Source organism: Tepidibacter hydrothermalis (genome assembly GCF_029542625.1).
Lineage (GTDB): Bacteria > Bacillota > Clostridia > Peptostreptococcales > Peptostreptococcaceae > Tepidibacter_A > Tepidibacter_A hydrothermalis.
This window is the reverse complement of sequence record NZ_CP120733.1, coordinates 1,246,251-1,270,379: the sequence shown is the minus strand read 5'-3', so window position 1 is coordinate 1,270,379 and position 24,129 is coordinate 1,246,251. Positions and strand designations below refer to the sequence as shown.

The following is a 24,129-nucleotide window of genomic DNA, read 5'->3' as shown; positions in this document are numbered from 1 at the left end:
GTCCATCAAACAACTTAATGCAGGTCTCTTTCCCCCTTATACTTTATACTTTGTAATCCATTTAAAAGCCATATGAATTAAAATTCATATGGCTTTTAATTAATGCTTTATCAAGCTTTCATCCCTAGAAAAAGGTTTATTAAATTCATAATGAGAAAAATCTTCTACACTTTTTCCATCTATTAAAAATAATACACTATTTATATTTTCAAATTCTGTTAAAGAACTCACTATGCTGTATATAGCCATAGTCTGTGCTATTGAACCACCACTTGAATTTTTTATAAATTCTTGACTTAAGTCTACTGTAGCTATTCCATTATCTTGTGAATAGTTTAATAATTTAGTTCCCTTAGGTACTACATTATAACCTTGTTTATCAGATTCATTTATAAGCTCTTGGATAACTTTTTCACCTATTATCTCTCCCTCTTTAATCACAACATTCTTTTTAATAGGAACAAGGTATTCCAAGTTTTCATCTGGAAGGTATAGAGTAAGAGCAGCACTTTTCTCATCCGTTAAATCAAATTCTTTTAACAATCCATATCTTTCACCATCAGGAGATATCAAATCTTTACCTTCAATTTTTATTTCTATTCCATTTATTTCTTCAAATTGGTTTAAAGTATTACTAATAGTTATCACAGAATTAACTTCATCAACATCTGATTTAAAGTTAAAAAATTCTTTAGATAGATCTATATATAATACATCACTTTTTTTGTTTATAGATAATATTTTTGTTTTTTCATTTATACTTCTAACCATATCAGAAGAATACGGTCCATTTAATAACGCTTTTAAAGTGGCCTCATATTTTTCATCATTAATATACTCAATTGGTCTTGTAATCCAGTTTATTTTTGAATTATCATTACTAGTATAATAAAGTTTAACTTCTTCTTTTTCAATATCACTGTTTGATGCTTTATTATTGCATCCAGCTGCAAATATCATCAAAACAGATATCATAATTATAAAATATATTTTTTTTCTCATATTTACCTCCTAAACTAAATAGGTATTTCTTAACTTTTTTTAAAGTAATATCCCTTTCCCCATTTAGTTAATATGTATCTAGGGCTTGAAGAGTTCATTTCTATTTTTTCTCTAAGTCTTCTTATATGAACATCTACAGTCCTTAAATCTCCATAATATTCATACCCCCATATTTTTTGAAGTAAATACTCTCTATCAAATACTTCTCCCGGATTAGTTATTAGAAATAATAATAAATCAAATTCTTTACCTGTTAAATTTATATACTCTTTTTTGTACATAACTTTTCTACCCAGTGTGTTTATTTCAAAGTTTCCAACCTTGAACTCAGACGACACTCCTACATCTTCGATTTTTTGAATTCTTCTTAATATAACCTTTATTCTAGCCTTAAGTTCTAATATATTAACAGGCTTTGATAGACAATCATCCGCTCCAATCTCAAGAGCCATTATTTTTTTATAGTCTTCTCCTTGTGGGGTTATCATTATTATAGGTACTGACGATATATTCCTTATTTCTTTACATAATTGAAATCCGTCTTTTTTCCCTATTTCAGAATCTATTATTATTATATCGTAATCACTATAGTTTTTCCCTAAAGCCTCTTGTGAGTTGCAAACTTTATCTATTTTATATTCTTCATGTTCAAATGCATATTTTATTTCCTTTATTAATAATAACTGAGAATCTATTATTAATATTTTCACCATAAACATTCCCCCTAGAAAAGCATTCTTTTGTCTCCTAGTCTTCTTGTTATTTTATTTCTATCAAAATCTTCTAAAAGGGCCATGGCATACTTTCTACTCGCACCTATTAAATCCCTAAATTCCGATAAAGTCAAAGTCTTATTTTCTGTCAAATATTTTTTGACCATATCAACTGCCATATCATAATTTTCCTTATGATATACAATATCTTCAGTAACCATAACAAGTGTATCTCCTAATAATGCTTCTAAAACTTCTTGATACTCTTTTCTATCTTGTATAATTTCAGATATATTTCTAGGTGTTAACTTGTCATTTTTCAGCTTAGCTTCTATATCCTTTTGTATATTTAACTGTGACTTATTAAATGCAACTTCAAAATCATACAGACTAGATATATTGTCTACAATCTTTATATCGCCATCTTTTACTATAAGATTTAATAAAATATCAAAATCTTTAGTCTTTAAATTTTTCTCTATTCTAGTTCTTAATTCTTCTTTAGATATCCCTTTTTTAAGAGGATTGTTTTTATGAAAATTAGATAATACTCTTACAACATTACTTTTTAAATCATCATAAAAACTTTTGTGTATATATATATTGTTTATATTCATGATCTTGCTTTGTTCACATAAAACATCTATCTCTTGTTGTATTATTTCCCTTTTTTCACCAATATAAACAGCAATATCATTTAAAACAGGATATTCTTTGCTATGTTTTTTTATAATTTCTTCTATTATTTCTTTTAGATCGCCTTTCTCCTTTAGCTGAAGAGAACTAACAACATCCATATCAAATCTTTTATGTTTTTTAGGATTTGAATCAAGTATAATTCCTCCACCTATAGTTTCCATAGGAGAATAGAATCTTATTACGAACATATCCTTATTCTTAGCCACAATAGTTTCTTCAAGTCTTATTTGGCAATACCCTTCTTCTCCTGGATTTAAAACTTCTTTATCAATAGGAACTATTCTTCCTAAAATTTCTCTAGTACCATGATAAAATCTTATTCTATCCCAGTATTTTACCATTCTATCAGAATGCTTAACTAGTGAAAGCTTAACATCTAACATCATAGATTCACTTAATGATTCAGGATAAGCTAATACATTTCCTCTTTCAACTTCATCAACTTTAATATTAGATAAATTTATAGCAACTCTTTGGCCTGCATAAGCTGTTTTTACAGATTTTCCATGAACTTGTATACTTCTAATCTTTGTTCCCTTATTTTGAGGGTATATATTTAAAGTATCATCTACATCTATACTTCCCTCTATTAATGTACCAGTAACTACAGTTCCAAATCCTTTAACAGAAAAAGCTCTATCTATATTTAATCTAGGCTGAGCATTTAAGTTTTTATTTTTAACCTCATCACTTATACTATCAATTTCGCTTATTAATTCATCTATTCCTCTTTTGCTTATAGAATCAACTTCTATTATAGACACATCTTTTAAGAAAGTATCTTGAACCTTCTCCCTTACATCTTCTTTTATAAGCTCTAAAAAATCATCTTCTACCATATCACACTTTGTTATTACTATAATTCCTTTTTCTATATTCAAGAAACTCATAATATCTAAATGCTCAACAGTCTGAGGCATAACACCTTCATCAGCAGCAACAACAAGTAAAACCATATCTATACCAGATATACCTGCTAACATGTTTTTTATAAACTTCTCATGACCTGGAACATCTACTATACCAGCTCTTTTGCCACTAGGTAAATCAAAGTAAGTAAATCCTAAATCTATTGATATACCCCTTTTTTGTTCTTCCTTTAATCTATCAGTCTCTCTTCCTGTAAGAGATTTTATAAGAGTTGTTTTTCCATGATCTATATGTCCTGCTGTTCCTATTATTATATTTTTCATACTAAACCTCCTATTTTAGTGCAGTAGCTAGTTGTTTTGATATAACTTCAAACTCATCATCAAAGATAGTTCTAACATCTAAAACATATTTGTTATCATATACTCTAGCAATAATGCTATCCTCGCTAAGTCTTAATCTTTCTTCAAGCTCCGATACACCCATATTATTAGGAATTACAGTTATAACCTTTGTATCTATAGTTTCAAGAGGCATAGACCCTCCTCCAACTTGAGAATGTCCATCTTCTATTCTTATATCAGCATCTAAATTCTCATTCTTTATCATTTCATAAAATCTTTTGGCTTTATCATTTAATTCATCTATAGAATAAGTAAGCATTCTTAAAGTAGGTATTTGTTTAACTGCCTTTTGCTCATCTAAATAAAGTCTAAAAGTAGCCTCAAGAGCTGCTATAGTAAGCTTATCTACTCTTAATGCACGAGTTAATTGGTTTTTCTTCATCTTTTCTATATATTCTTTCTTACCTACAATTATTCCAGCCTGAGGACCTCCAAGTATCTTATCTCCACTAAAAGTTACTATATCAGCACCTTTTCTAAGAGAATCTATAACCGTCGGCTCATAACTTAAACCATACTTTGATATATCAACGAATAATCCACTACCTAAATCTTCAATTACAGGTATATCATATTCCTTTGATAATTTAGATAATTCATCTATCTCAACACTATCAGTAAAACCTAACACTCTATAATTACTAGTGTGTACCTTAAGTAATACTCCTGTATTCTCATTTATAGCTTCTTCATAATCTCTCAAATGAGTTTTATTAGTAGCACCTATCTCTTTTAATATTGTGCCACTTTCCTCCATAACCTTAGGTATTCTAAACGATCCTCCTACCTCAACAAGTTCTCCTCTTGATACTATAGCCTCTCTATTCTTTGACATAGTACTTAAAACAAGTAAAACAGCAGCAGCATTGTTATTTACTACAAGTACATCTTCAGCTCCTGTTATTTTTTTTATTATATCTTCAAGGTGAGAATATCTAGATCCTCTCTTACCTTTATCTATGTCGTATTCTAAATTAGAATATCTTGATGCCACTTGCCAAACATCCTCTTTTATACTATCAGACAAAAGAGATCTACCTAAATTCGTGTGTATAACTACTCCAGTTGCATTTATAACCTTCTTTAGAGAAAGAGAATATGATAATGTCAATTCATTTACAATAGCCTTTATAAATTTATCATAATCAATAGAAAAATCTTCTGCTTGTTCTTCCTTTAAATTTATTATAGTTTTTCTTATACTATTTATATTTTTTCTTATTGTATCAACAACTAAACTTCTAGGGTATTCTTCGATTAATTCTATTATAGTTTTATCATTTAGTACCTCATCTACAGATGGTAATAAAGAAAATAGCTTCTTCTTATTCAACTTGATCGCCCCTTCATCTATTTTTAGTTTGACTAATATATAACTTTTCCTAAAAAATATTTTTTACAATCAATTATAACACATTTTAAAATATAAAAAAATAAAGAGGGGTTACCCTCTTTACTTAACTTTTATATATTTACCTTCTTTTTTAACTACACTTCCTATTATTTTAGCTTCTATAGACTTATTCTCTATCATTTTCTTTATCAATTCATCTGCTTTTTCTTTTTCAACTGAAACTAACAATCCTCCAGATGTCTGTGGGTCGTATAAAATATCCATTATATGCTGCTGAACACCTTCGCTTTCTACATCACCAGATATATAGCTCATATTTTTATACATTCCCTCAGGAATTATACCCATCTTTGCAAAATCAATTGCAGAATCTATTATAGGAACTTCTCTAGAATCAATTTCAATACAGACATCAGATGCTTTTGCCATTTCAAGAGTATGTCCTAAAAGTCCAAACCCTGTTATATCTGTTACTGAGTTTACATCTACATCATCAAATGCAATAGCTGCATACTTATTCAAGTGAGTCATAACTCTAATTGCTTCATCTTCCACAGACTTATCTACCATATCAGCTTTTATAGCTGTATTTATTATCCCTGTTCCTATAGGCTTTGTTATCACTAGCACATCTCCAGGCTTAGCCCCTGCATTAGATAAAACCTTATCAGGATGTACAAGTCCAGATACAGAAAGACCATATTTAGGTTCTTTATCATCAACCGTATGTCCTCCCACCAACAAAGCACCAGCTTCCTTGACTTTATCAAATCCACCCTTTAATATTTCACCAAGTATTCCCATATCTTTACAAGATGGAAAACACACTATATTCATAGCAACTGTAGGTTTTCCTCCCATTGCATATATATCAGATAATGAATTTGTAGCTGCTATTTGACCGAATAAATAAGGGTCATCTACAACAGGTGTAAAAAAGTCTAAAGTCTGTATCAATGCCATTTCTTCATTTAATTTATAAACAGCAGCATCATCTGCTGTATCAAGACCAACAATAAGCTTATCACTTTCTATTTTCGGCAGATTACTAAGAGCTTTAGCCAGATCCTCTGGCCCAATTTTTGCGGCTCATCCTGCAGAAGTCGTCATCTGAGTTAATCTTATTTTATTTTCCATTTAGCTCCACCGTCCTTCTTAGAACAAAATTGTATAATTTCCTATTAACTACGAAATATAAGTATATAATATCATATTTTGTTTTATAGTTGTATTTAATTTACTTTTATATCATTTTTTATCGATTCAAACTTTTTTTCACCTATTCCTTTTACCATTCTTATCTCATCTATAGTTTTAAATTTTCCATTTTGACTTCTATATTCTATAATCTTTGAAGCTGTAACATCTCCAATTCCCGTTAAAGATTTAAGTTCACTAGAACTCGCTTTATTTATATCTATTTTAGACGAGGTACTTTGCCTTGAATTAGAATTATTATAACTATCCTGCTTTAAACATTCTTCACTATCATTACTGTTTACTTCATTATCAATTACTTGACTTTCATCATTATAGACACTCGGAATTATATAATGAGCACCATCTTCTACTTTTATAGCTAAATTAACTCTATTCATGTCTGCATTTTGGGTAAGACCACCAAGTTTTTCAACTGCATCTACAAGCCTTGAATTAGATCCCATTTTCACAACTCCACAAGTACTTACCTCTCCACTTATAAATACCACAATCTCAGAATTTTCATTTTCAACATCTATATCTTCACCCTCTAAACTTATTTCTTCCCTACTATCACTTTCTTCGTTATCAATATACTTATCTTCTTTAGGACTTACAACATATTCAGTTTTCCCAAAATTTATTTTATTAGTTGCAAACATACTTATAATAACAATCAATAATATACTAACAAATACAATTAAGCTTCTTTTATTAAAATTCATAAAATATCCCTCCTATTTTATATTATTGACAAAAATATGATATACTAAAATCATATTGCGTTTTCAAATAAGGGGGTATATATGAAAAAAATCATATCATTAGTTCTAGCAATATTTTTAATATCATCTTCCTTTATAACTTCTTTTGCAAATGAAAAACCTAGTGTTCTGGGGGAATCAGCAATTTTAATGGATTATGATACAGGAAAAATTTTGTACGGTAAAAATATACATAAAAAAATGTATCCAGCTTCAACAACAAAGATTATGACAGCTCTTTTAACTCTTGAAAATTGTGATCTAAATGAAGTAGTAACAATAGATTATGATTTAGGAAATATAGGTGGTAGTAGCATTTATATTAAGCAAGGAGAATCATTTACAGTAGAGACACTTTTAAGAGCTCTTCTTATTAAATCTGCAAATGATGCAGCTGTAGTTTTAGCTAATCACATTTCAGGTTCTACAGAAGAATTTGCAAAACTTATGAACAAAAAAGCTAAAGAACTAAAAACAAAAAACACTCATTTTAACAACCCTAATGGGCTTCCAGATGAGAATCACTACACAAGTTCATACGATTTAGCTTTAATAGCAAGAGAAGCTATGAAATATGATAGGTTTAGAGAAATAGTTAAATCTAAATATATTAAAATCGCCGCAACTGAGCAATATCCATATGACAGAGTTTTCAAGAGTACAAATAAGTTTTTATGGGGTGTTAGAGGTGGTAATACAATAGAGTATAAAGGATCTATTGTAGATATAAAGTATGATTTGGTAGATGGAATAAAGACAGGATATACAGATGTTGCAAGAAAATGCTTAGTATCTAGTGGACAAAAAGATGGATTTAGATTAATTTCAGTCGTATTAAAATCAGAAGGAAATGAAGTCTATAAAGATTCTAGAACTCTATTAGATTATGGCTTTGACAATTATACAGAGCACAATATTATAAACAAAGATGCGGAAATAGGAAGTAAAAAAATATCATTTACTAAAGAAAAAATTCTAAAATACAAAGCGGAAGAAAATTTCAATATAGTTACTAAAAAAGACGACAATATAGATAATATAAAAACCAAAATAATATTAAAAGAACCTCTTGAAATACCTATAAAAAAAGGTGATTATGTAGGTAAAGTACAAATTTCAAGAAATAACAAAGTAATATCTTCTGTTAAATTAGTTGCCTCAGAAGACGTAAACTCTATATTCTTCAATGTAGATATAAATAAAATATTAAGAATACTATGGTTTGGATTAAAAATAATACTATCAATCTTATTTGTAGTTTTCTCTATAATGCTTTTAATAAGATTCATAAATAAAAGAAAAAAATAAGGTGTTGGTAAAATGGACCCTTTGTCAAGGACATTATAAAAAAAGGGTTAAGCTGCATTCAAAAGATGATTTCTAAATTGTTTAGGAGTCATCTTTTTTAATCCCCATTGACATCTATAATTATTATAGTAATCCATGTAATTATCAACTTTATTAATTACTTCTTCAAGTGTAGAACATGTTTTGAAATCTACTTCATCCTTCATATGACCAAAGAAGGATTCTTGAGGTGCATTATCCCAGCAGTTACCACGTCTAGACATGGATTGTCCTAGATTATGGCTTTTTAGTAATTTTTGGAATTTAGGGCTTGTATAGTGGACCCCTTGGTCAGAATGGATAAAAGCTTCATCATGTAAATCAGCTTTATGTGTATTAACTAATTTTTTAATTGTAATTGTAGCTATATCTAAAGTAATTCGATCAGATACATGATATGCTAGAATATCGTTACTAGAGCTATCTTTGATAGCTGATAAATATGCCATTTTATTTATCCCGTAAGGGATGTATGTGATATCAGTAAGTAGCACCTTGCCAGGAATACCCTGTTTGAAATTTCTCTGTAGCAGATTAGGTACTACTCTATGTTCTTTTGTCGCTTTGGCTATTCTTCTATACGGATTGGCTTTTCTTATAGGACATACTATACTGTATTTTCGCATAATCCTTTGGATTTTTTTTCTACTGTATATAATACCAAACTCATTTTCTAGTGTCATTTTAATTGATCTAGAACCTTTCTTATAACCTCTATAATTATAAGCCTTTAATATAATATCTCTAGCTTTTAAATCTTCATTCTCCCTTATAGTTCTAGAAGGTGCTGTCTTTAAATAATGATAATAACCTGAACGTGAAACCCCTAAAATTGAGCAGCAATAAGAAACTGTGCCTGAATAATCTTTTTTAGACACAGTCTTTAAAATTAACTCATATACTTCATTATTTGTTAGATTTACGCAGTTGTTTACCAGCCTCCTTTCTGTCACGTCGAGCTTTTTTAGCAATTCTAATTGTTCCTCAAGCAGTTTTATTTTAGCTTCTTGTTTGCTAATAATATCGTCCTTTGAAACTGGAGCATTACTTGGTCTGCCTGAATTCACTCTTCTAGTATCACTTAATCCTATAATTCCATCTTTCTTGTACGCTTTTATCCATCTGGCTGCCGCCTGTTCATAGCGCTTGACACCAAGTATTTCAACGTCAAATCCAGCATCAATGAAAATAGTTCGTGGTGTGCTTCCTCTTAAATACTCCTCAATAAACATTATTTTAAACTCGTCAGAGTATGTTATTGACTTCTCGCTAACGCGCTTTACATAAGGGTTCTTATTTAATCTTTCAATATTGTCTTTTGAAAATGTAATTTTACTCATACTAAAGGCCTCCATATTCAATGATAATTATACACAAAAAAGTACCTATAAACTAGACACTCTTTTTTATGTGTCCAATCTATAGGTACCATTTTATGGATTCCCAACACCTTATTTTTTATGCTTAACTACACTTCCAACTATTTTTGAGCAACGGATCCCATAGGGATCGTTGGCAACATGAGTCATCGCGTTAGCGAGTAGACGAATTTTTATCCAAATACTTTCTTAGTTATAGCGCATCCTGTACAAGTAGATGCTACACCACCTAAAGCTGTTTCTCTAAGTTCCATAGGAAGAGCTTTTCCTACCTTATACATAGCTTCTACAACCTCATCAAATGGTATTATACTTTCAACTCCAGCAAGTCCCATTTCAGCTGATATTAATGCATTTGCAACCCCTATTGCATTTCTCTTTTGACATGGAGCCTCTACAAGTCCAGCTATTGGATCACATACAAGTCCCATTATATTCTTTAATGTAGTAGCTGCTGCATGTATAGCTTGTCTTGGGCTACCTCCCATCATCTCAACTACACCAGCTGCCGCCATAGCTGCTGCTGCACCAGTTTCAGCCTGACATCCACCCTCTGCTCCTGCAACGGTAGCATTTCTTGTTATTATAGCTCCTATAGCAGCTCCAGCAAATATTGCATTTATCATATCTTCATCACTTAGATCATATTCCTGAGCAACTGTTATTATAGCAGCTGGAAGTATTCCACAAGATCCTGCTGTTGGAGCTGCAACGATAAGACCCATAGAAGCATTAACTTCTAAAACTCCCATAGCAGCACTTATAGCTCTTGACATTAATGATCCACATACTGTTTTTCCAGTTTCTAATCTATTTTTTATAAGCTTTGCTTCTCCGCCTATAAGTCCTCCAACCGACTTTATATCTTCTGTTAAACTCTTATTAATAGAGTTTTTCATTATTTCTAAACTACGAGACATTCTTTCTATTATTTCTTCTCTAGTTTTTGAAGTCAAATCTATTTCTCTTTCTATACAAACTTCATATATAGTTTTATTTTGTTGCTCACATATATCTAATAATTCTTTACCATTAGTAAAATTCATAAACGTCACCTTTCCTCTATAATTTTTACATTCCTTCTATTATAATTGCATCCTGTATTAACTTATTATTAGATTTTATATCAATTATTACATTAGAATTTATTATGTCATCTGCTTCTATTATAGTAAATGCTTCATTTCCTTTTTCTTCTCTATATATACTCATAAACGCTATATTAATATTATTCTTAGCAACACAATTAGTTATATGGGCTGCAGCTCCCGGTAAATCCCATTGTTTAACTACTAAAGTTGGATATGCACCTGTAAACTGTATAGCTAATCCATTTAATTCAGTTATTTTTATATTTCCGCCTCCGATTGAAGCTCCCATAACCTCTACTTTTCTATTATCCTCTGTCTCGATTATAAACTTAACAGTATTAGGATGCTTATCGTCTCCTAAATCTGTTGGAATCATTTCAAACTCTACTCCTCTTTCTTTAGCTATATCAAAAGATGTTTTTATTCTGTCATCATCAGGAGAAAATCCTAATATTCCTCCTACAAGAGCCTTATCCGTACCGTGACCTTTATAAGTTTGAGCAAAAGATCCATGAAGTAAAAACTTTACCTTTTTAACATTTCCCCCTGCCATTTTTCTTGCCATACTCCCTAACTTCGCAGCACCTGCTGTATGAGAACTTGAAGGTCCAATCATATTAGGCCCTACTACATCAAAAACACTATAGTCTTTCATTGGTTTCTCCTTTCAAATTACACAATATGATAGTTTAATTATTACAAACTAATTATACTACAAAAATTATCATTATACTATATTTCTTTTCAATATATTGCATATTTTTTTATTGTGTATTTTTTTACATTCTATCAAGTATAGTCTATGTCTTCGTGTAATAAATCGTTTTCCCGATTTTTTTCAATAAATTCATATATATTATTTACTATTTCAGCGATATTATTAATTTTAAAAAAATATGTTTTTTAAAATCTTTCTTTGAAGATTTTTAATGCAAAAAAAAATGACCAAGTTAAACTTGGTCATTAATAATCAATTATTATTTTACAACTGCTATAACTTCGATTTCAACTTTAACGTCTCTTGGAAGTCTAGCAACTTCTACACAAGCTCTAGCTGGCTTGTTATCTCCGAAGTACTCAGCGTATACTTCGTTGATTTGTCCGAACTCATTCATATCTTTAATGAATACAGTACTCTTTACTACGTCTGCAAAAGTAGCTCCTGCTTCTTCTAATATAGCTTTTACATTTTTTAATGATCTAGCAGTTTGCTCTTTAACTCCACCTTCAACTACTTCCATAGTAGCTGGGTCAAATGGAACTTGTCCAGATACGAATAATAAGTTTCCAGCCTTTACTGCTTGAGAATATGGTCCTATAGCTTTTGGTGCATTATCTGTGTGTATTATTTGATTGTTCATGTTAAAACCCTCCTAAAAATCTTTAATTTACTATAATTATACTATAAATTTATAATAATAAAAGGTAAATTTTACTTTCTATTATTTATTTTTAACTTTTACTTCGTATCCATTTTCTTCAACCTTAGATATTATCTGAGCTATATGCTCTTTATCAAAAGTTTCAAGAACTATATCTACTTCTTGAGTTCCTAATATAACTTCATTACCCATTCTACTTTGGTTTATATGAAGTATATTAGCCTTAGTTTCAGCTATTAAGTTTATGAACTTTAACATTTCTCCACACTTATCTGGAAGCATAGTGTTAAAGCATAATCTTCTTCCTTCTTTTTCTAAACCTTTATCTATTATTCTGTAAAGCATATTTACATCTATGTTTCCACCAGAAATTACTCCTACTACATTCTTGTTAGTTTCTTTTACTTTTCCACTCATTATAGCAGCTGTACAAACAGCACCAGCACCTTCTGCTACTATCTTATCTTTTTCTGTTAAGAAAAGAATTGCTTGAGCTATTTCTTCTTCAGTTACAGTTACTATTTCATCTACAAACTCTTCTATTATTTCAAAAGTTAAATCTCCAGGAGTTTTTACAGCTATTCCATCAGCTATTGTTGGAGCTTTAAAGAATGTTGTAACCTTTCCAGCTTCTCTTGATGCCTTCATAGAACCTATGTTTTCTGATTGAACACCTATTATTTTAACATTTGGATTTAATGCTTTTGCGGCAACAGCAATACCAGATATTATACCGCCACCACCAATTGGTGCTAATATTATGTCAACGTTTTCAAGATCTTCAAATATTTCAAGTGCTATAGTACCTTGTCCTGCTATAACATATGGATCATTGAATGGGTGAAGGAATGTAGCTCCTGTTTCCTTTTGTATTTCTACAGCCTTTGCATAAGCATCATCATATACAAGTCCGTTTAATACAACTTCTGCTCCATAAGACTTAGTAGCAGATACTTTTGCAAGTGGTGCAGTAGCAGGCATAGCTATAGTAGCTTTGATACCGTTCATTTTAGCTCCTAAAGCAACTCCTTGTGCATGGTTTCCTGCACTTGATGCTATAACTCCACATTTCTTTTCTTCTTCAGTTAAGTTAGCTATTTTATTAACAGCTCCTCTTATTTTGAAAGATCCTGTTTTTTGTAAGTTTTCTAATTTTAAAAATACTCTATTATTGCTCATCTTGCTAAGAGCTGAACATTCTAGTAATTTAGTTTTAACTGCTATACCACTAATTGCTTCTCTTGCTTTTTTAACATCTTCTAAAGTAACTTTTGCCATTATTATCACTCCCTAAGTTAATTATTCTACAAGATGTATTTTACATGGTATTTTGCTAAAAATCAACAAGAAAATCGTTTTCACAATTTTATAATTTATCGAACTATTACAATTCCACGCCAAATACACTGATGTTCACACGTACTAGACATTTCTTTTCGTTTTTTCCTCTCTTTTCAGACTTATTTCAGCATTTTCTTTTTCAATATTTTATGTTTTTATTATATTTTTTTATGTGTTTTTTCATCAAACAATCTCATTATTTTCACTTACAAATGGTCTTGTATACACAGTCATTCACACGTTTAACAACGAGTATTAAAGACATACTATACTCAATATGTAATATCCATAAATTGATAACTTTATAATATCCTATAAAGCAAAAAACAGCTTAAGCATTATAAAAATGCTTAAGCTGTTAGACTTTTTTTATTTAACAACTATATTAACTAATTTTTTAGGAACAGCTATAACTTTAACTATTTCTTTACCATCAATAAGTTCTTTTATTTTTTCATCTGCTAATGCCATTTCTTGCATTTCTTCTCTTGTAACATTAGCACTTAAGTTTAACTTACCTCTAACCTTACCATTAATTTGAACTACAACTTCTATCTCATCCTTAACAAGAGCAGTTTCATCATACTTAGGCCATGATATTTCTGATACACTACCTTCTTTTCCTATCATAGTCCATAGTTGCTCTCCAACATGTGGTGTGAATGGTGAAATTATAGTAACTATAGCTTCTATACCTTCCTTTAATATACACTCTTTTCTATTTTCATTTTCTTTATACTTGTACATTTCATTTACAAGTTCCATAAGAGCTGATATTGCAGTGTTAAATCCAAATTTACCAGATATATCGTCAGTAACTTTTTTGATTGTAGAATGTATAACAAATCTAGCTTGCTTGTCTTCTTTTGTTAAATTATTAAGCTCATCCTTTGCATTTACACAATCCTTAAGTTCTTCTATCAATCTAAATACTCTGTTTATAAATCTGTAACATCCCTCTACACCTTGTTCAGCCCAATCTAAATCCCTCTCAGGAGGTGCAGCGAATAGTACAAATAATCTAGCAGTATCTGCTCCATATTTTTCAATTATCTCTAAAGGACTAACTACATTACCTTTAGATTTTGACATTTTAGCTCCTTCTTTTAATACCATTCCCTGAGTTAATAAATTTTTAAATGGCTCATCAAAGTCTACCATTCCTAAATCCTTTAAAACCTTAACAAAGAATCTTGAATAAAGTAGGTGAAGTATAGCATGCTCTACTCCTCCTATATATTGATCAACAGGCATCCACTTTTGTGCTAATTCTTTATTAAAAGCTTCATTTTCATTCTTAGCATCTATATATCTTAAGAAATACCAAGATGAATCTATGAATGTATCCATAGTATCCATTTCTCTTCTAGCTGGTTTTGAACACTTAGGGCATGTTGTATTCATAAAACTTTCAGAAGTTATTAAAGGAGATTGTCCTTTTCCTGTAAACTCAACATCAGTAGGTAATTTAACAGGTAGGTTTTCTCTTTCAACAGGAACCGCTCCACAATCATCACAGTAAACTATCGGAATTGGACAACCCCAATATCTTTGTCTTGATATTAGCCAGTCTCTTAATCTGTAGTTTATAGTCTTCTTACCTATCTTAGCCTCTTCAAGTTTTTGAACTATTTTTTCAAAGGCTTCCTTAGAATCCATTCCATTGAACTCTTCTGAATTTATCATTTTTGAATCTTCATCTATAACAGGTACTATATCTAATTTATATTTGTTTGCAAATTCTTCATCTCTATCATCATGTGCTGGAACTGCCATTATAGCTCCCGTTCCATAATCTACCATTACATAATTAGCTATATAAATAGGAATTTCTTTTCCATTTAAAGGATTTATACAGTATTGACCTATGAATACACCTTCTTTTTCAGTATCAGTAGAAGTTCTTTCTATTTCACTCATATGCTGAATTTTAGTTTTAAAAGCTTTAACAGCTTCTTCATACTCAGTTCCTTTTACAAGTTCTTCAACATACTCATGCTCTGGAGCTAACACCATGTAAGTAACACCATACATAGTATCAGGTCTTGTTGTAAATATTTTTAACTTTTTATCAGATCCCTTTATCTCAAAATCAGCTTCTGCTCCAGTACTCTTTCCTATCCAGTTCTTTTGCATTATCTTAACTTTTTCAGGCCATCCATCTAACTTGTCTATGTCTTGTAAAAGAACTTCTGCATAATCAGTTATCTTTAAGTACCATTGTTCTAAATCTTTCTTAATTACTGCTGAATCACATCTTTCACATTCTCCGCCAACTACTTGTTCATTAGCTAAAACAGTTTCACAAGATGGGCACCAGTTAACGAATGATTTTTTCTTATAGGCTAGTCCCTTTTCATAGAACTTTAAGAATAAATCTTGAGTCCATTTATAGTAATCAGGAAGACAAGTAGCTACTTCTCTATCCCAATCATAGCTAAGACCTAAAAGTTTTAATTGTTCTTTCATTTCTTGTATATTTTCTTTTGTCCACTTATCAGGGTGAATTCCATGCTTTATAGCTGCATTTTCTGCTGGTAATCCAAAAGAATCCCATCCCATAGGATGAAGTACATTATAACCATTCATTTTCATAAATCTTGCAACTACATCTCCTATTGAATAGTTTCTAACGTGTCCCATATGGATTTTTCCTGATGGATACGGGAACATCTCTAAAACATAGTATTTAGGTTTATCATTTTCAACAATTTCAAAAGTTTTTTCATCTTCCCATTTTTTTTGCCAATATGGTTCTATTTGTTTAAAATCATACATATTTAATCCTCCTAAATTTATATTCCATTTGTATTTTTGTATAAAAAAACCCCTCTATCCCTGTATATTTAGGGACGAGGAGTTATATCTCGCGGTACCACCCTAATTGGCTAAAAAGCCCTCTTAGTGTAGCTTATAAGGGAGCCACCCCTAATAGTATTAACTAGCAAGTTCAAAGGCATGTTCTACTAGTTTCCACCACACACTAGCTCTCTTAAAGAACAACTTCCTTTTACTACTCTAGACTATTATTATCCTAAAGCTATTAATTGTAATAATACAGCTTCTGAATTAAGTTTCATTTTATATATAATACGACTTTTAAGCTAAATTGTCAACATCTACATTTGGTGCATCTTTCCATAATCTTTCTAAGCTATATACATCTCTTTCATCATCATGGAATATATGTACTACTATATCTCCATAATCAAGAAGTATCCATCTTGATGTATCTTGTCCTTCTTTTGATATAACACATATATCGTTCTTTTTAAGTTCATCTTCTACATTATGAGCTATAGCCTTTACTTGTCTTTCTGATGGTGCACTAGCTATTATAAAGTAATCAGCAACAGAAGATATTTTTCCAACATTTAAAACAATTATATCTTCCCCTAATTTATCATCTATAGCATCGTGTGCTACTTTTACAATTTGTTCAATACTTTCTATCATTTAATTTCCTCCTCGAATATCTTTACCTATTAAAACTATTATATCCATATTTTTATCTTCAATCTTAGATTTATCTTTTCTCAACTCGCCTTTACCTATAATTTGTTTTATTTTTTGAGCTTCTTCTTTTTTAGAATCATAATATATTATAGTCTTAGGATTATTAAAATCATCAGCATTACCCACTGTATTAGGTTTTAATCCTTGACGTGCAAGCTTATTAGAAACTTCTGTTGCAACTCCAGATAAACCAGAGCCATTAAATACTGCAATATTCAAATCTACATTACTTTGATTATTATTACCATAATAAAGCTCATTTACTAATTTATTTATCTTATCATTATTAGGATTATAATAAGAAATTCCATTTATGTACATAGCAACTCCAGGAACAGTCTCTTTTCTTATATTACTTACGTCTATATCTTTAGCTTGCATTCCAAGTGATGCCATTTCACCTACACTCATATCAGTATCTACATACTCATTTAAAGTGTCTATATAACTTTTTATTCTAAATATAGATGATGCACTTAAAACCTTTTTAGCTAAAGCATCCATAAACTTCTGTTGAGTTTCAATTCTATCTAAATCTCCTCTTGGATAACCACCGCCGCCGTTATTTTTTCTAAATCTTAAGAATTCCATAGCTTCTTGTCCATCTAATACTTGCGTTCCCTTTTTAAAGTGAATGTGAAGAGGTGGTGTAGCATAACGATCATCATAATTCATATTAATAGGAATATTGACTTCAACACCACCTACATCATCAACAGTTTTATAAAGTGCTTGATAATCAACTTTAACATAATGATGTATTGGTATTCCTAAAAGATCTTTAGCAGCTTGAACAGCTAATTCAACTCCACCATATGCATGTGCTGCATTTATCTTGTCATATCCTTTTCTCCCTCTTATCTTAACCCTAGTATCTCTTGGTATTGATAGTATAGATGAATCTCCATTTTTAGGGTCCATACTCAAAACCATCATAGTGTCAGTTCTAATACCTTTTTTATCTCCATTTAAACTATCCACGCCAAGAAGCAATACATTAACTCTTTCATCTTCATCTTTAACTACAGTTGTAGTTACTTCATCAGGCATTGGAATTTTTACTAATTGATCGTTTTCTTTAGCTACAATAAGATATAGACTAGTTCCAAATATCATACTAAATATAACGAAAAAAACTATAAAAATTTTAAAAAAGTGCTTCAAAGTTATCACTCCTATATTTCATTTAATTCTCCAAGTAAAAAATTTCTAGCTTCAATAGTTCTAGGATGAATAATCTTTTTTATAGAAATAACGTATTTAATAGTGTTGTCGAATGCCATAAGTAAGGCTTCATTTAATCCTTCATTATAAGCCACATTCCTAAGTTCATCAACTCCATCATAATTTCTATTGGGTTCTATAAAATCCGCTAAATATATTATTTTTTCAAGTTTACTCATGTTTTTTTTACCTGTTGTGTGGTATGTTATAGCTGATAATATGTCATTATCATAGACACCAAATTTTTCTTTGCATAAATAAGCACCTATTTTCCCATGTGCAAGTTCAGTTTCTTTTTTTTCAATATCATCTAATAATATATCACATTTTCGAACTAAATGTAATACTTCTTCCTTGTTTAGACATTTTGCGCAGTCATGTAATAAAGCTGCAACCTCTACTTTCTCTATATCTTCTTTGTAAATACTTGCTAATTTTTTAGCACTTTCAACTACTCCTAATGAATGTTTTAGCCTCTTTGGAGTTATTATTTTTTCTAATATTTGTATCATCTCATTTAATTCCATAACATCACCTATATAAATTATTTTTATAAATATATTTTTCCACATTTTCAGGAAGTAAATACTTAATAGATTCTATTTTTTTAATTCTATTCCTCAAATCAGTAGAAGATATATCAAGAGATGGAACGTATATATTAAGTATGTTTGCATCATATTTTTGCTTTAATTGGTTTATTTTTTGATTTACCTCATCACATTCTATTCCAGGTCTTGTAGCTCCCACAAATGTAGCTAATTCAAAGTTTTTTTCAAGATACTTCCAACTATCTATGTCACACAATGCATCTGCACCTGTTATAAAGAATATTTGAGAATTTTTGTAAATTCTTTTTAATTCTTCAAGAGTATCAACAGTATAAGTCATGCCCTCTCTTTTTATCTCAATATCAGATGCTTCAAAGTATGTATTGCTCATAGTAGCAATCATAGTCATATTGTATCTATGTTTTTTATCTATTATTTCTTTTTTTGATTTATGAGGGGGCGTTCCAGATGGCATAAATATAATTTTATCTAAATCATATTTATTTCTAACTGCTTCTGCTGTTGCTAGATGACCATAGTGAATAGGATTAAAAGTGCCTCCCATTACACCTATTTTTTTCAAAGATGACCTAGTATATAATTTCTTAGATTTCTTTTTATTAATAATAATCGCTTTTTTTAAAATATAACTCGCATTCATTTAAACACCTCTTTTATATTACTAACCTACATATTATATAATATTTCCTTTAAAATTTAAAGATATATAAAGTGAAACTTGATTCAGATGGAGTTTTTAATCCATCTAAATTTCTAGTTGCGTGTACCCTGGGGTAAACTAATCCAGAAACTGTAGAATTCTTATCTCTAGCTTTAAATGAGTGAAGTTTTAGAATTCTTAGCTTTTAGATACATTATTTTAAGGACTTTAAGTTAATACGCATTCTACATCTATATTTATATTGTTCACCAAAAAACTGAAATTCTATAAAATATTAATACAATATTATTTTCGGAGGTTGATAATATGAATTATAGCACTACAGAGATTAAACAATTACAATCACTTTTAAAGAAATTATCCTTTAATCCTGGACCAATAGATGGTGTATTAGGATCTCAAACTCAAACAGCACTTGAACAATTTCAAATAGCGAACAACCTGACTCCAAGTAAGGAATTAGATTCTCAAACGTATGAAGCTTTACAAAAATACCTTCTTGGATATCAAGAATATGAAATAAAACAAGATGATACACTTTCAAAAATAGCAAAGAATTTTAACACTACTATAAATTCTATATTAACAGCAAATCCAAATATAAGTTTAAATAATATAAAAGAAGGAGAAATCATTACAATTCCATATAATTTTGATATAGTTGATACTAATATAGATTACACTTACGATATTTTAGAAAAAGACTTAACAGCTTTAAAAAAGAGATATCCATTTATAGAAGTATCTACTTCCGGAAAAAGCGTTCTTGACAAAAACCTTTATTCCGTTAAACTAGGAAATGGACCTAACAAAGTATTTTATAATGGATCTCACCATGCTATTGAATGGATAACAACTCCTCTTTTGATGAAATTTATAGAAAACTTTTCTAAAGCATATTCTAAAAACAAAACAATAAAAGGATATAATCCAAAAGATATTTGGGATCAAAGTACAATTTATATAATGCCTATGGTAAACCCAGATGGAGTTGATTTAGTTTTGAATGGACTTCAAGAAGATAACCCTTATTATGACGATCTAATAAAATGGAATAACGGAAGTACAGATTTTTCAAAAAATTGGAGCGCTAACATCAGAGGCGTGGATCTCAATCACAACTATGATGCCTCCTGGGAATTATCAAAAGAAGCAGAATCTCTATACGGGATTGACGGTCCTGGTCCTACAAGATATTCAGGAGAATATCCAGAATCAGAACCAGAATCAAAAGCAGTTGTAGAATTCACTAGAAGTTTAGATCCTCGATTAGTCCTTGCTTATCACTCTCAGGGAGAAGTTATTTACTGGAATTATATGAATATGGCTCCACCAGAGGCAAAAGATATAGGAAAATCTTTTTCTGAAGTTAGTGGATACCTTTTAGATGAACCCACTGGAATCACTTCTTATTCTGGCTATAAAGATTGGTTTATCAAAGAATATAAGAGACCAGGATATACAGTAGAGGTCGGAAAAGGAGTAAATCCACTTCCTATATCTCAGTTTGATAAGATATACAATGATAACGAGGAACTTTTATTACTAGCATCTGTTATATAGTTTCTTACTAAATTAAAAAAATTCGCTTTATGCTAACGCATAGCTCATGTCGCCAACGAGTCCTAACGGGCTCCGTTGCTCAAAATAGTTGATGCTTTCGCTTACCTATCAATATTATGTGCAAACTAAAAATTATAAAATTTTTTACTAAATATAAAAAGGATGATTATATGCCAAAGATAACGAAAATAGAAGAACAAAAAAATAAAGATAGAGTAAACATTTATGTAGATGATGAGTTCTTTATTGGGATCTATGCAGACTTAGTCTACACTTTAAAGCTAAAAAAAGGAAACGATATAGATAAAGAATCTGTTCAAAAAATTATAGATGACGAGATGTACCTAAAAGCAAAAAACAAAGCTTTAAATATATTATCCAGAGCTCCTCAATCTCAAAAAAATATAGTATATAAGCTTTCAAAAAATGAATTCAACGAAAAAACCATAGATAGAGTTTTGGATTTTTTAAAAGAATATAAATTTATAGATGATGAAATTCTAGCTAAAAATATGGTAAAAGATAAACTCAATATAAATAAATACGGAAAAAATAGAATCAAGCAAGCTTTGTATTCAAAAGGAATTGATAGTTCAACAATAAATACCGCCTTAGAATCCGAAGTAGATGAAGATAAAGAGTTTGAGAACGCACTTTATCTAGGAAATAAAAGATATGAAAAAATAAAAAACGAAGATAAAAACAAAATATATCAAAAACTATCTAGCCACCTCACTTATAAAGGTTTTGGATATGACACCGTACGAAAAGTAGTAAACAAAATCATGAATACTGAATTTTAGATATAATAATACCCGTATTAATTAAAATTAATACGGGTATTATTTATAACTCTCCATTATTTAGGTAAATCTATTTTAGGATTTTCAATATTTTTCTTATATATAGTGAATTTCGATCCTATCGCTTGAACAAATTCTCCTCTTACCGCTTTTGCTACTTCATTTGCAGTTTCCTTTGCGTCAAGTCCACTATTCTCAAGTACTGTAACTTTAACTATTTCTCTAGCTTCTAAAGCGCCTTCTAATTGTTTTAAAAACGCTTCAGTAACGCCTTCCTTACCGATTTGAGTTATAGATTTTGTTTTATTCGCCATAGCTTTTAAATAAGATCTTTGTTTTCCTTTTAACATAATATCCTCCATTTTACTCGTAGTATTCAAATTCTAAGTCATATAATCTAACTGTATCTCCGTCTTGTGCACCCATATTTTTTAATCTTTGGAATACACCTTTTTTATCCATTATCTTTTGGAAGTATTGAACTGATTCCATATCTTCAAAGTTAACAGAGTATAAAAGTCTTTGAAGAGATTTTCCTTCTATTACAAAAACTCCGCCTTCATTAGTTATCTCTATTTCTTCTTTCTTAGGCTTTACATCCTCTTCTTTTAACATTTCAGCTTCTGATACCAATTCTATATCTTCTGTCTCCTTTACAATAGTTGCAGCATAGTTTATTACATCATCTATACCATCTCTTGTAGCAGCAGACATACCAAATACCTTATATCCTCTTTTTTCAATTTCTTCTTTGAATTTTTCATAGTTTTCTCTAGATTCAGGTATATCCATTTTATTTGCAACTACTATTTGAGATCTAGTAGTTAACTTATCATTGTATAATTTTAATTCTTCATTTATTTTATCAAAATCCTCTATAGGATCTCTACCTTCTATTCCAGATATATCTACTATATGAATAAGAACCTTAGTTCTTTCAACATGTCTTAAAAACGCATGACCAAGACCTATTCCTTCATGAGCACCTTCTATAAGTCCAGGAATATCAGCAAGAACAAAAGAATCTCCAAATTTAGTTTGAACTACTCCTAGATTAGGCTTTATAGTAGTAAAATGATAATTTGCAATTTTTGGTTTAGCTTTTGTTACAACAGATAAAAATGTAGATTTACCTACATTTGGGAATCCCACTAATCCAACATCAGCTATCATTTTAAGTTCTAGTATAATCCATCTCTCTTGAGCTGCTTTCCCAGCTTCTGCAAAACTCGGAGCTTGTCTTATAGCTGTTGTAAAATGAGTATTACCACGTCCTCCAGCTCCACCCTTAGCAACTATAGCTCGGTCTCCATGCTTTCTAAGATCTGCTATTATAAGATTTGTCTCCTCATCTCTTATCAAAGTTCCTGGAGGAACTTTAAGAACTAAATCTTCAACAGACTTACCATGCATTCTTTTCTTTTTTCCATCTTCTCCATTTTCAGCGTTGTACTTTGTCTTGTATCTAAAGTCCATTAATGTTCTTAATCCTTCGTCAACTTCAAATACAACGTTACCTCCGTTACCTCCGTCTCCTCCAGCAGGTCCTCCAGCAGGAACGTACTTTTCTTTTCTGAAAGCTACAGCTCCATTTCCACCTTTTCCAGATTTAACGAATATCCTAGCCTTATCTATAAACATTCTTATCACCCTTTATTCAAGCTCAATTTCATATATCAAATGATCTTCTTCAATAATAACTTCCACAAGATCTGAATCAAGCTCTTTTTTTATACTTTCAATGTCTTTTAAATATTCAAGAGCAACTTTCAATATGAAATACTCTGATGTTTCTTCAATATAAATTATATATTCTTCAAATTCGTTATTATTATTCATATAACTAAATATTTTATCTAACGCTTTTTCCATGTATATCAAGCTTTTTGATACTTGTCTATCTTTAAAGTTTTCTCTTTTAGCATTAGTGTATATATTAAAATCTATATTAACGCCTTCTTTTCGGCACTTCTTTAGTTTTTTTTCAAGCATCAAATACAATTCAATGCAGCTTAAATTTGATAATTTGGAACTAACAGATGCTTCATTTCTAATTTTATTTATATATTCAACAGCTTCATCTATTTTATTAAGCTTTATATATCCAAATATTATTTGTATTTCATTCAAGTAATCATGTCTTTGCTGTTTCAATAAATCCTCTATTAAATTCCAATATTCTAAATCCGAATCATTAATTTTTTTCAAATAAAGCCCTCCTCATATCAACTTATAATTATCTTA

General features: G+C 30.1%; 22 protein-coding genes and 1 other annotated feature. Of the genes, 3 read left to right on the top strand and 19 right to left on the bottom strand.

The features are described 5' to 3' along the window. Positions 1-99: 99 nt before the first annotated feature. The 6 genes from P4S50_RS05580 to P4S50_RS05555 form a co-directional block, all read right to left on the bottom strand. Positions 100-1,002, bottom strand: a complete 903-nt coding sequence (locus tag P4S50_RS05580; RefSeq protein WP_277733629.1) for a GerMN domain-containing protein — start codon at positions 1,000-1,002, stop codon at positions 100-102. 29 nt (positions 1,003-1,031) lie between these two features. Then, a complete protein-coding gene (locus tag P4S50_RS05575; protein ID WP_277733628.1) occupies positions 1,032-1,715 on the bottom strand; it encodes a response regulator transcription factor in 684 nt (227 codons plus the stop codon). An 11-nt stretch (positions 1,716-1,726) separates the two neighbouring features. Further along, positions 1,727-3,607: a selenocysteine-specific translation elongation factor gene (gene selB / locus P4S50_RS05570; RefSeq protein ID WP_277733627.1), complete on the bottom strand. Its 1,881-nt coding sequence runs from the start codon at positions 3,605-3,607 to the stop codon at positions 1,727-1,729. Positions 3,608-3,617: 10 nt separating this feature from the next. Further along, positions 3,618-5,021 carry an L-seryl-tRNA(Sec) selenium transferase gene (selA, locus tag P4S50_RS05565; protein WP_277733626.1) on the bottom strand — a complete coding sequence of 468 codons (1,404 nt, stop codon included), beginning with the start codon at positions 5,019-5,021 and terminating at the stop codon, positions 3,618-3,620. A 120-nt stretch (positions 5,022-5,141) separates the two neighbouring features. Then, positions 5,142-6,179: a selenide, water dikinase SelD gene (selD, locus tag P4S50_RS05560; RefSeq protein WP_277733624.1), complete on the bottom strand. Its 1,038-nt coding sequence runs from the start codon at positions 6,177-6,179 to the stop codon at positions 5,142-5,144. A gap of 95 nt (positions 6,180-6,274) precedes the next feature. Then, positions 6,275-6,967 carry a helix-hairpin-helix domain-containing protein gene (locus P4S50_RS05555; protein ID WP_277733622.1) on the bottom strand — a complete coding sequence of 231 codons (693 nt, stop codon included), beginning with the start codon at positions 6,965-6,967 and terminating at the stop codon, positions 6,275-6,277. An 81-nt stretch (positions 6,968-7,048) separates the two neighbouring features. Here P4S50_RS05555 and P4S50_RS05550 point away from each other — a divergent pair, with 81 nt between their 5' ends. Continuing rightward, positions 7,049-8,314 (top strand): D-alanyl-D-alanine carboxypeptidase family protein, encoded by a 1,266-nt coding sequence (locus P4S50_RS05550; RefSeq protein ID WP_277733621.1) that lies wholly within the window; start codon positions 7,049-7,051, stop codon positions 8,312-8,314. Positions 8,315-8,361: 47 nt separating this feature from the next. On the opposite strand, the gene P4S50_RS05545 is transcribed toward P4S50_RS05550, so the two are convergent. The 10 genes from P4S50_RS05545 to nadD all read right to left on the bottom strand — a co-directional run bounded on the left by P4S50_RS05545 (position 8,362) and on the right by nadD (position 19,498). Further along, positions 8,362-9,693 carry an IS3 family transposase gene (locus P4S50_RS05545; protein ID WP_277730718.1) on the bottom strand — a complete coding sequence of 444 codons (1,332 nt, stop codon included), beginning with the start codon at positions 9,691-9,693 and terminating at the stop codon, positions 8,362-8,364. 212 nt (positions 9,694-9,905) lie between these two features. Continuing rightward, complete coding sequence (gene sdaAA / locus P4S50_RS05540; RefSeq protein ID WP_277733619.1) at positions 9,906-10,778, bottom strand: L-serine ammonia-lyase, iron-sulfur-dependent, subunit alpha; 873 nt, start codon at positions 10,776-10,778, stop codon at positions 9,906-9,908. 25 nt (positions 10,779-10,803) lie between these two features. Beyond that, positions 10,804-11,478, bottom strand: coding sequence for an L-serine ammonia-lyase, iron-sulfur-dependent subunit beta (sdaAB, locus tag P4S50_RS05535; protein WP_277733617.1), 675 nt, complete (start codon positions 11,476-11,478; stop codon positions 10,804-10,806). Positions 11,479-11,800: 322 nt separating this feature from the next. Then, positions 11,801-12,184, bottom strand: coding sequence for a RidA family protein (locus P4S50_RS05530; RefSeq protein ID WP_277733615.1), 384 nt, complete (start codon positions 12,182-12,184; stop codon positions 11,801-11,803). Positions 12,185-12,265: 81 nt separating this feature from the next. Further along, complete coding sequence (gene ilvA, locus P4S50_RS05525; RefSeq protein WP_277733614.1) at positions 12,266-13,483, bottom strand: threonine ammonia-lyase; 1,218 nt, start codon at positions 13,481-13,483, stop codon at positions 12,266-12,268. A gap of 432 nt (positions 13,484-13,915) precedes the next feature. Then, positions 13,916-16,324 (bottom strand): leucine--tRNA ligase, encoded by a 2,409-nt coding sequence (gene leuS, locus P4S50_RS05520; protein ID WP_277733613.1) that lies wholly within the window; start codon positions 16,322-16,324, stop codon positions 13,916-13,918. 67 nt (positions 16,325-16,391) lie between these two features. Then, positions 16,392-16,582: a binding site (T-box leader), on the bottom strand. A gap of 63 nt (positions 16,583-16,645) precedes the next feature. Beyond that, positions 16,646-17,002, bottom strand: a complete 357-nt coding sequence (rsfS, locus tag P4S50_RS05515) for a ribosome silencing factor (protein ID WP_277733612.1) — start codon at positions 17,000-17,002, stop codon at positions 16,646-16,648. Next, complete coding sequence (locus tag P4S50_RS05510) at positions 17,003-18,226, bottom strand: LCP family protein (RefSeq protein WP_277733611.1); 1,224 nt, start codon at positions 18,224-18,226, stop codon at positions 17,003-17,005. It abuts the gene before it with no gap. Between the two features lie 11 nt (positions 18,227-18,237). Further along, positions 18,238-18,813 carry a bis(5'-nucleosyl)-tetraphosphatase (symmetrical) YqeK gene (gene yqeK / locus P4S50_RS05505; RefSeq protein WP_277733610.1) on the bottom strand — a complete coding sequence of 192 codons (576 nt, stop codon included), beginning with the start codon at positions 18,811-18,813 and terminating at the stop codon, positions 18,238-18,240. A 4-nt stretch (positions 18,814-18,817) separates the two neighbouring features. Then, positions 18,818-19,498, bottom strand: coding sequence for a nicotinate-nucleotide adenylyltransferase (gene nadD / locus P4S50_RS05500; RefSeq protein ID WP_277733609.1), 681 nt, complete (start codon positions 19,496-19,498; stop codon positions 18,818-18,820). Positions 19,499-19,825: 327 nt separating this feature from the next. Here nadD and P4S50_RS05495 point away from each other — a divergent pair, with 327 nt between their 5' ends. Beyond that, positions 19,826-21,082, top strand: coding sequence for a M14 family metallopeptidase (locus P4S50_RS05495; protein WP_277733608.1), 1,257 nt, complete (start codon positions 19,826-19,828; stop codon positions 21,080-21,082). Positions 21,083-21,252: 170 nt separating this feature from the next. After that, positions 21,253-21,885: a recombination regulator RecX gene (gene recX / locus P4S50_RS05490; RefSeq protein ID WP_277733607.1), complete on the top strand. Its 633-nt coding sequence runs from the start codon at positions 21,253-21,255 to the stop codon at positions 21,883-21,885. Positions 21,886-21,941: 56 nt separating this feature from the next. Here recX and P4S50_RS05485 read toward each other — a convergent pair whose 3' ends face one another. The 3 genes from P4S50_RS05485 to P4S50_RS05475 are packed head-to-tail and all read right to left on the bottom strand — an operon-like array spanning position 21,942 to position 24,093. After that, the gene (locus tag P4S50_RS05485; protein WP_277733606.1) at positions 21,942-22,235 is read right to left on the bottom strand and encodes a YhbY family RNA-binding protein; all 294 of its coding nucleotides are present in this window, start codon (positions 22,233-22,235) and stop codon (positions 21,942-21,944) included. Positions 22,236-22,248: 13 nt separating this feature from the next. Next, complete coding sequence (gene obgE, locus P4S50_RS05480) at positions 22,249-23,526, bottom strand: GTPase ObgE (protein WP_277733605.1); 1,278 nt, start codon at positions 23,524-23,526, stop codon at positions 22,249-22,251. Between the two features lie 12 nt (positions 23,527-23,538). Further along, a complete protein-coding gene (locus P4S50_RS05475) occupies positions 23,539-24,093 on the bottom strand; it encodes a Spo0B domain-containing protein (RefSeq protein WP_277733604.1) in 555 nt (184 codons plus the stop codon). Between the last annotated feature and the right edge of the window lie 36 nt (positions 24,094-24,129).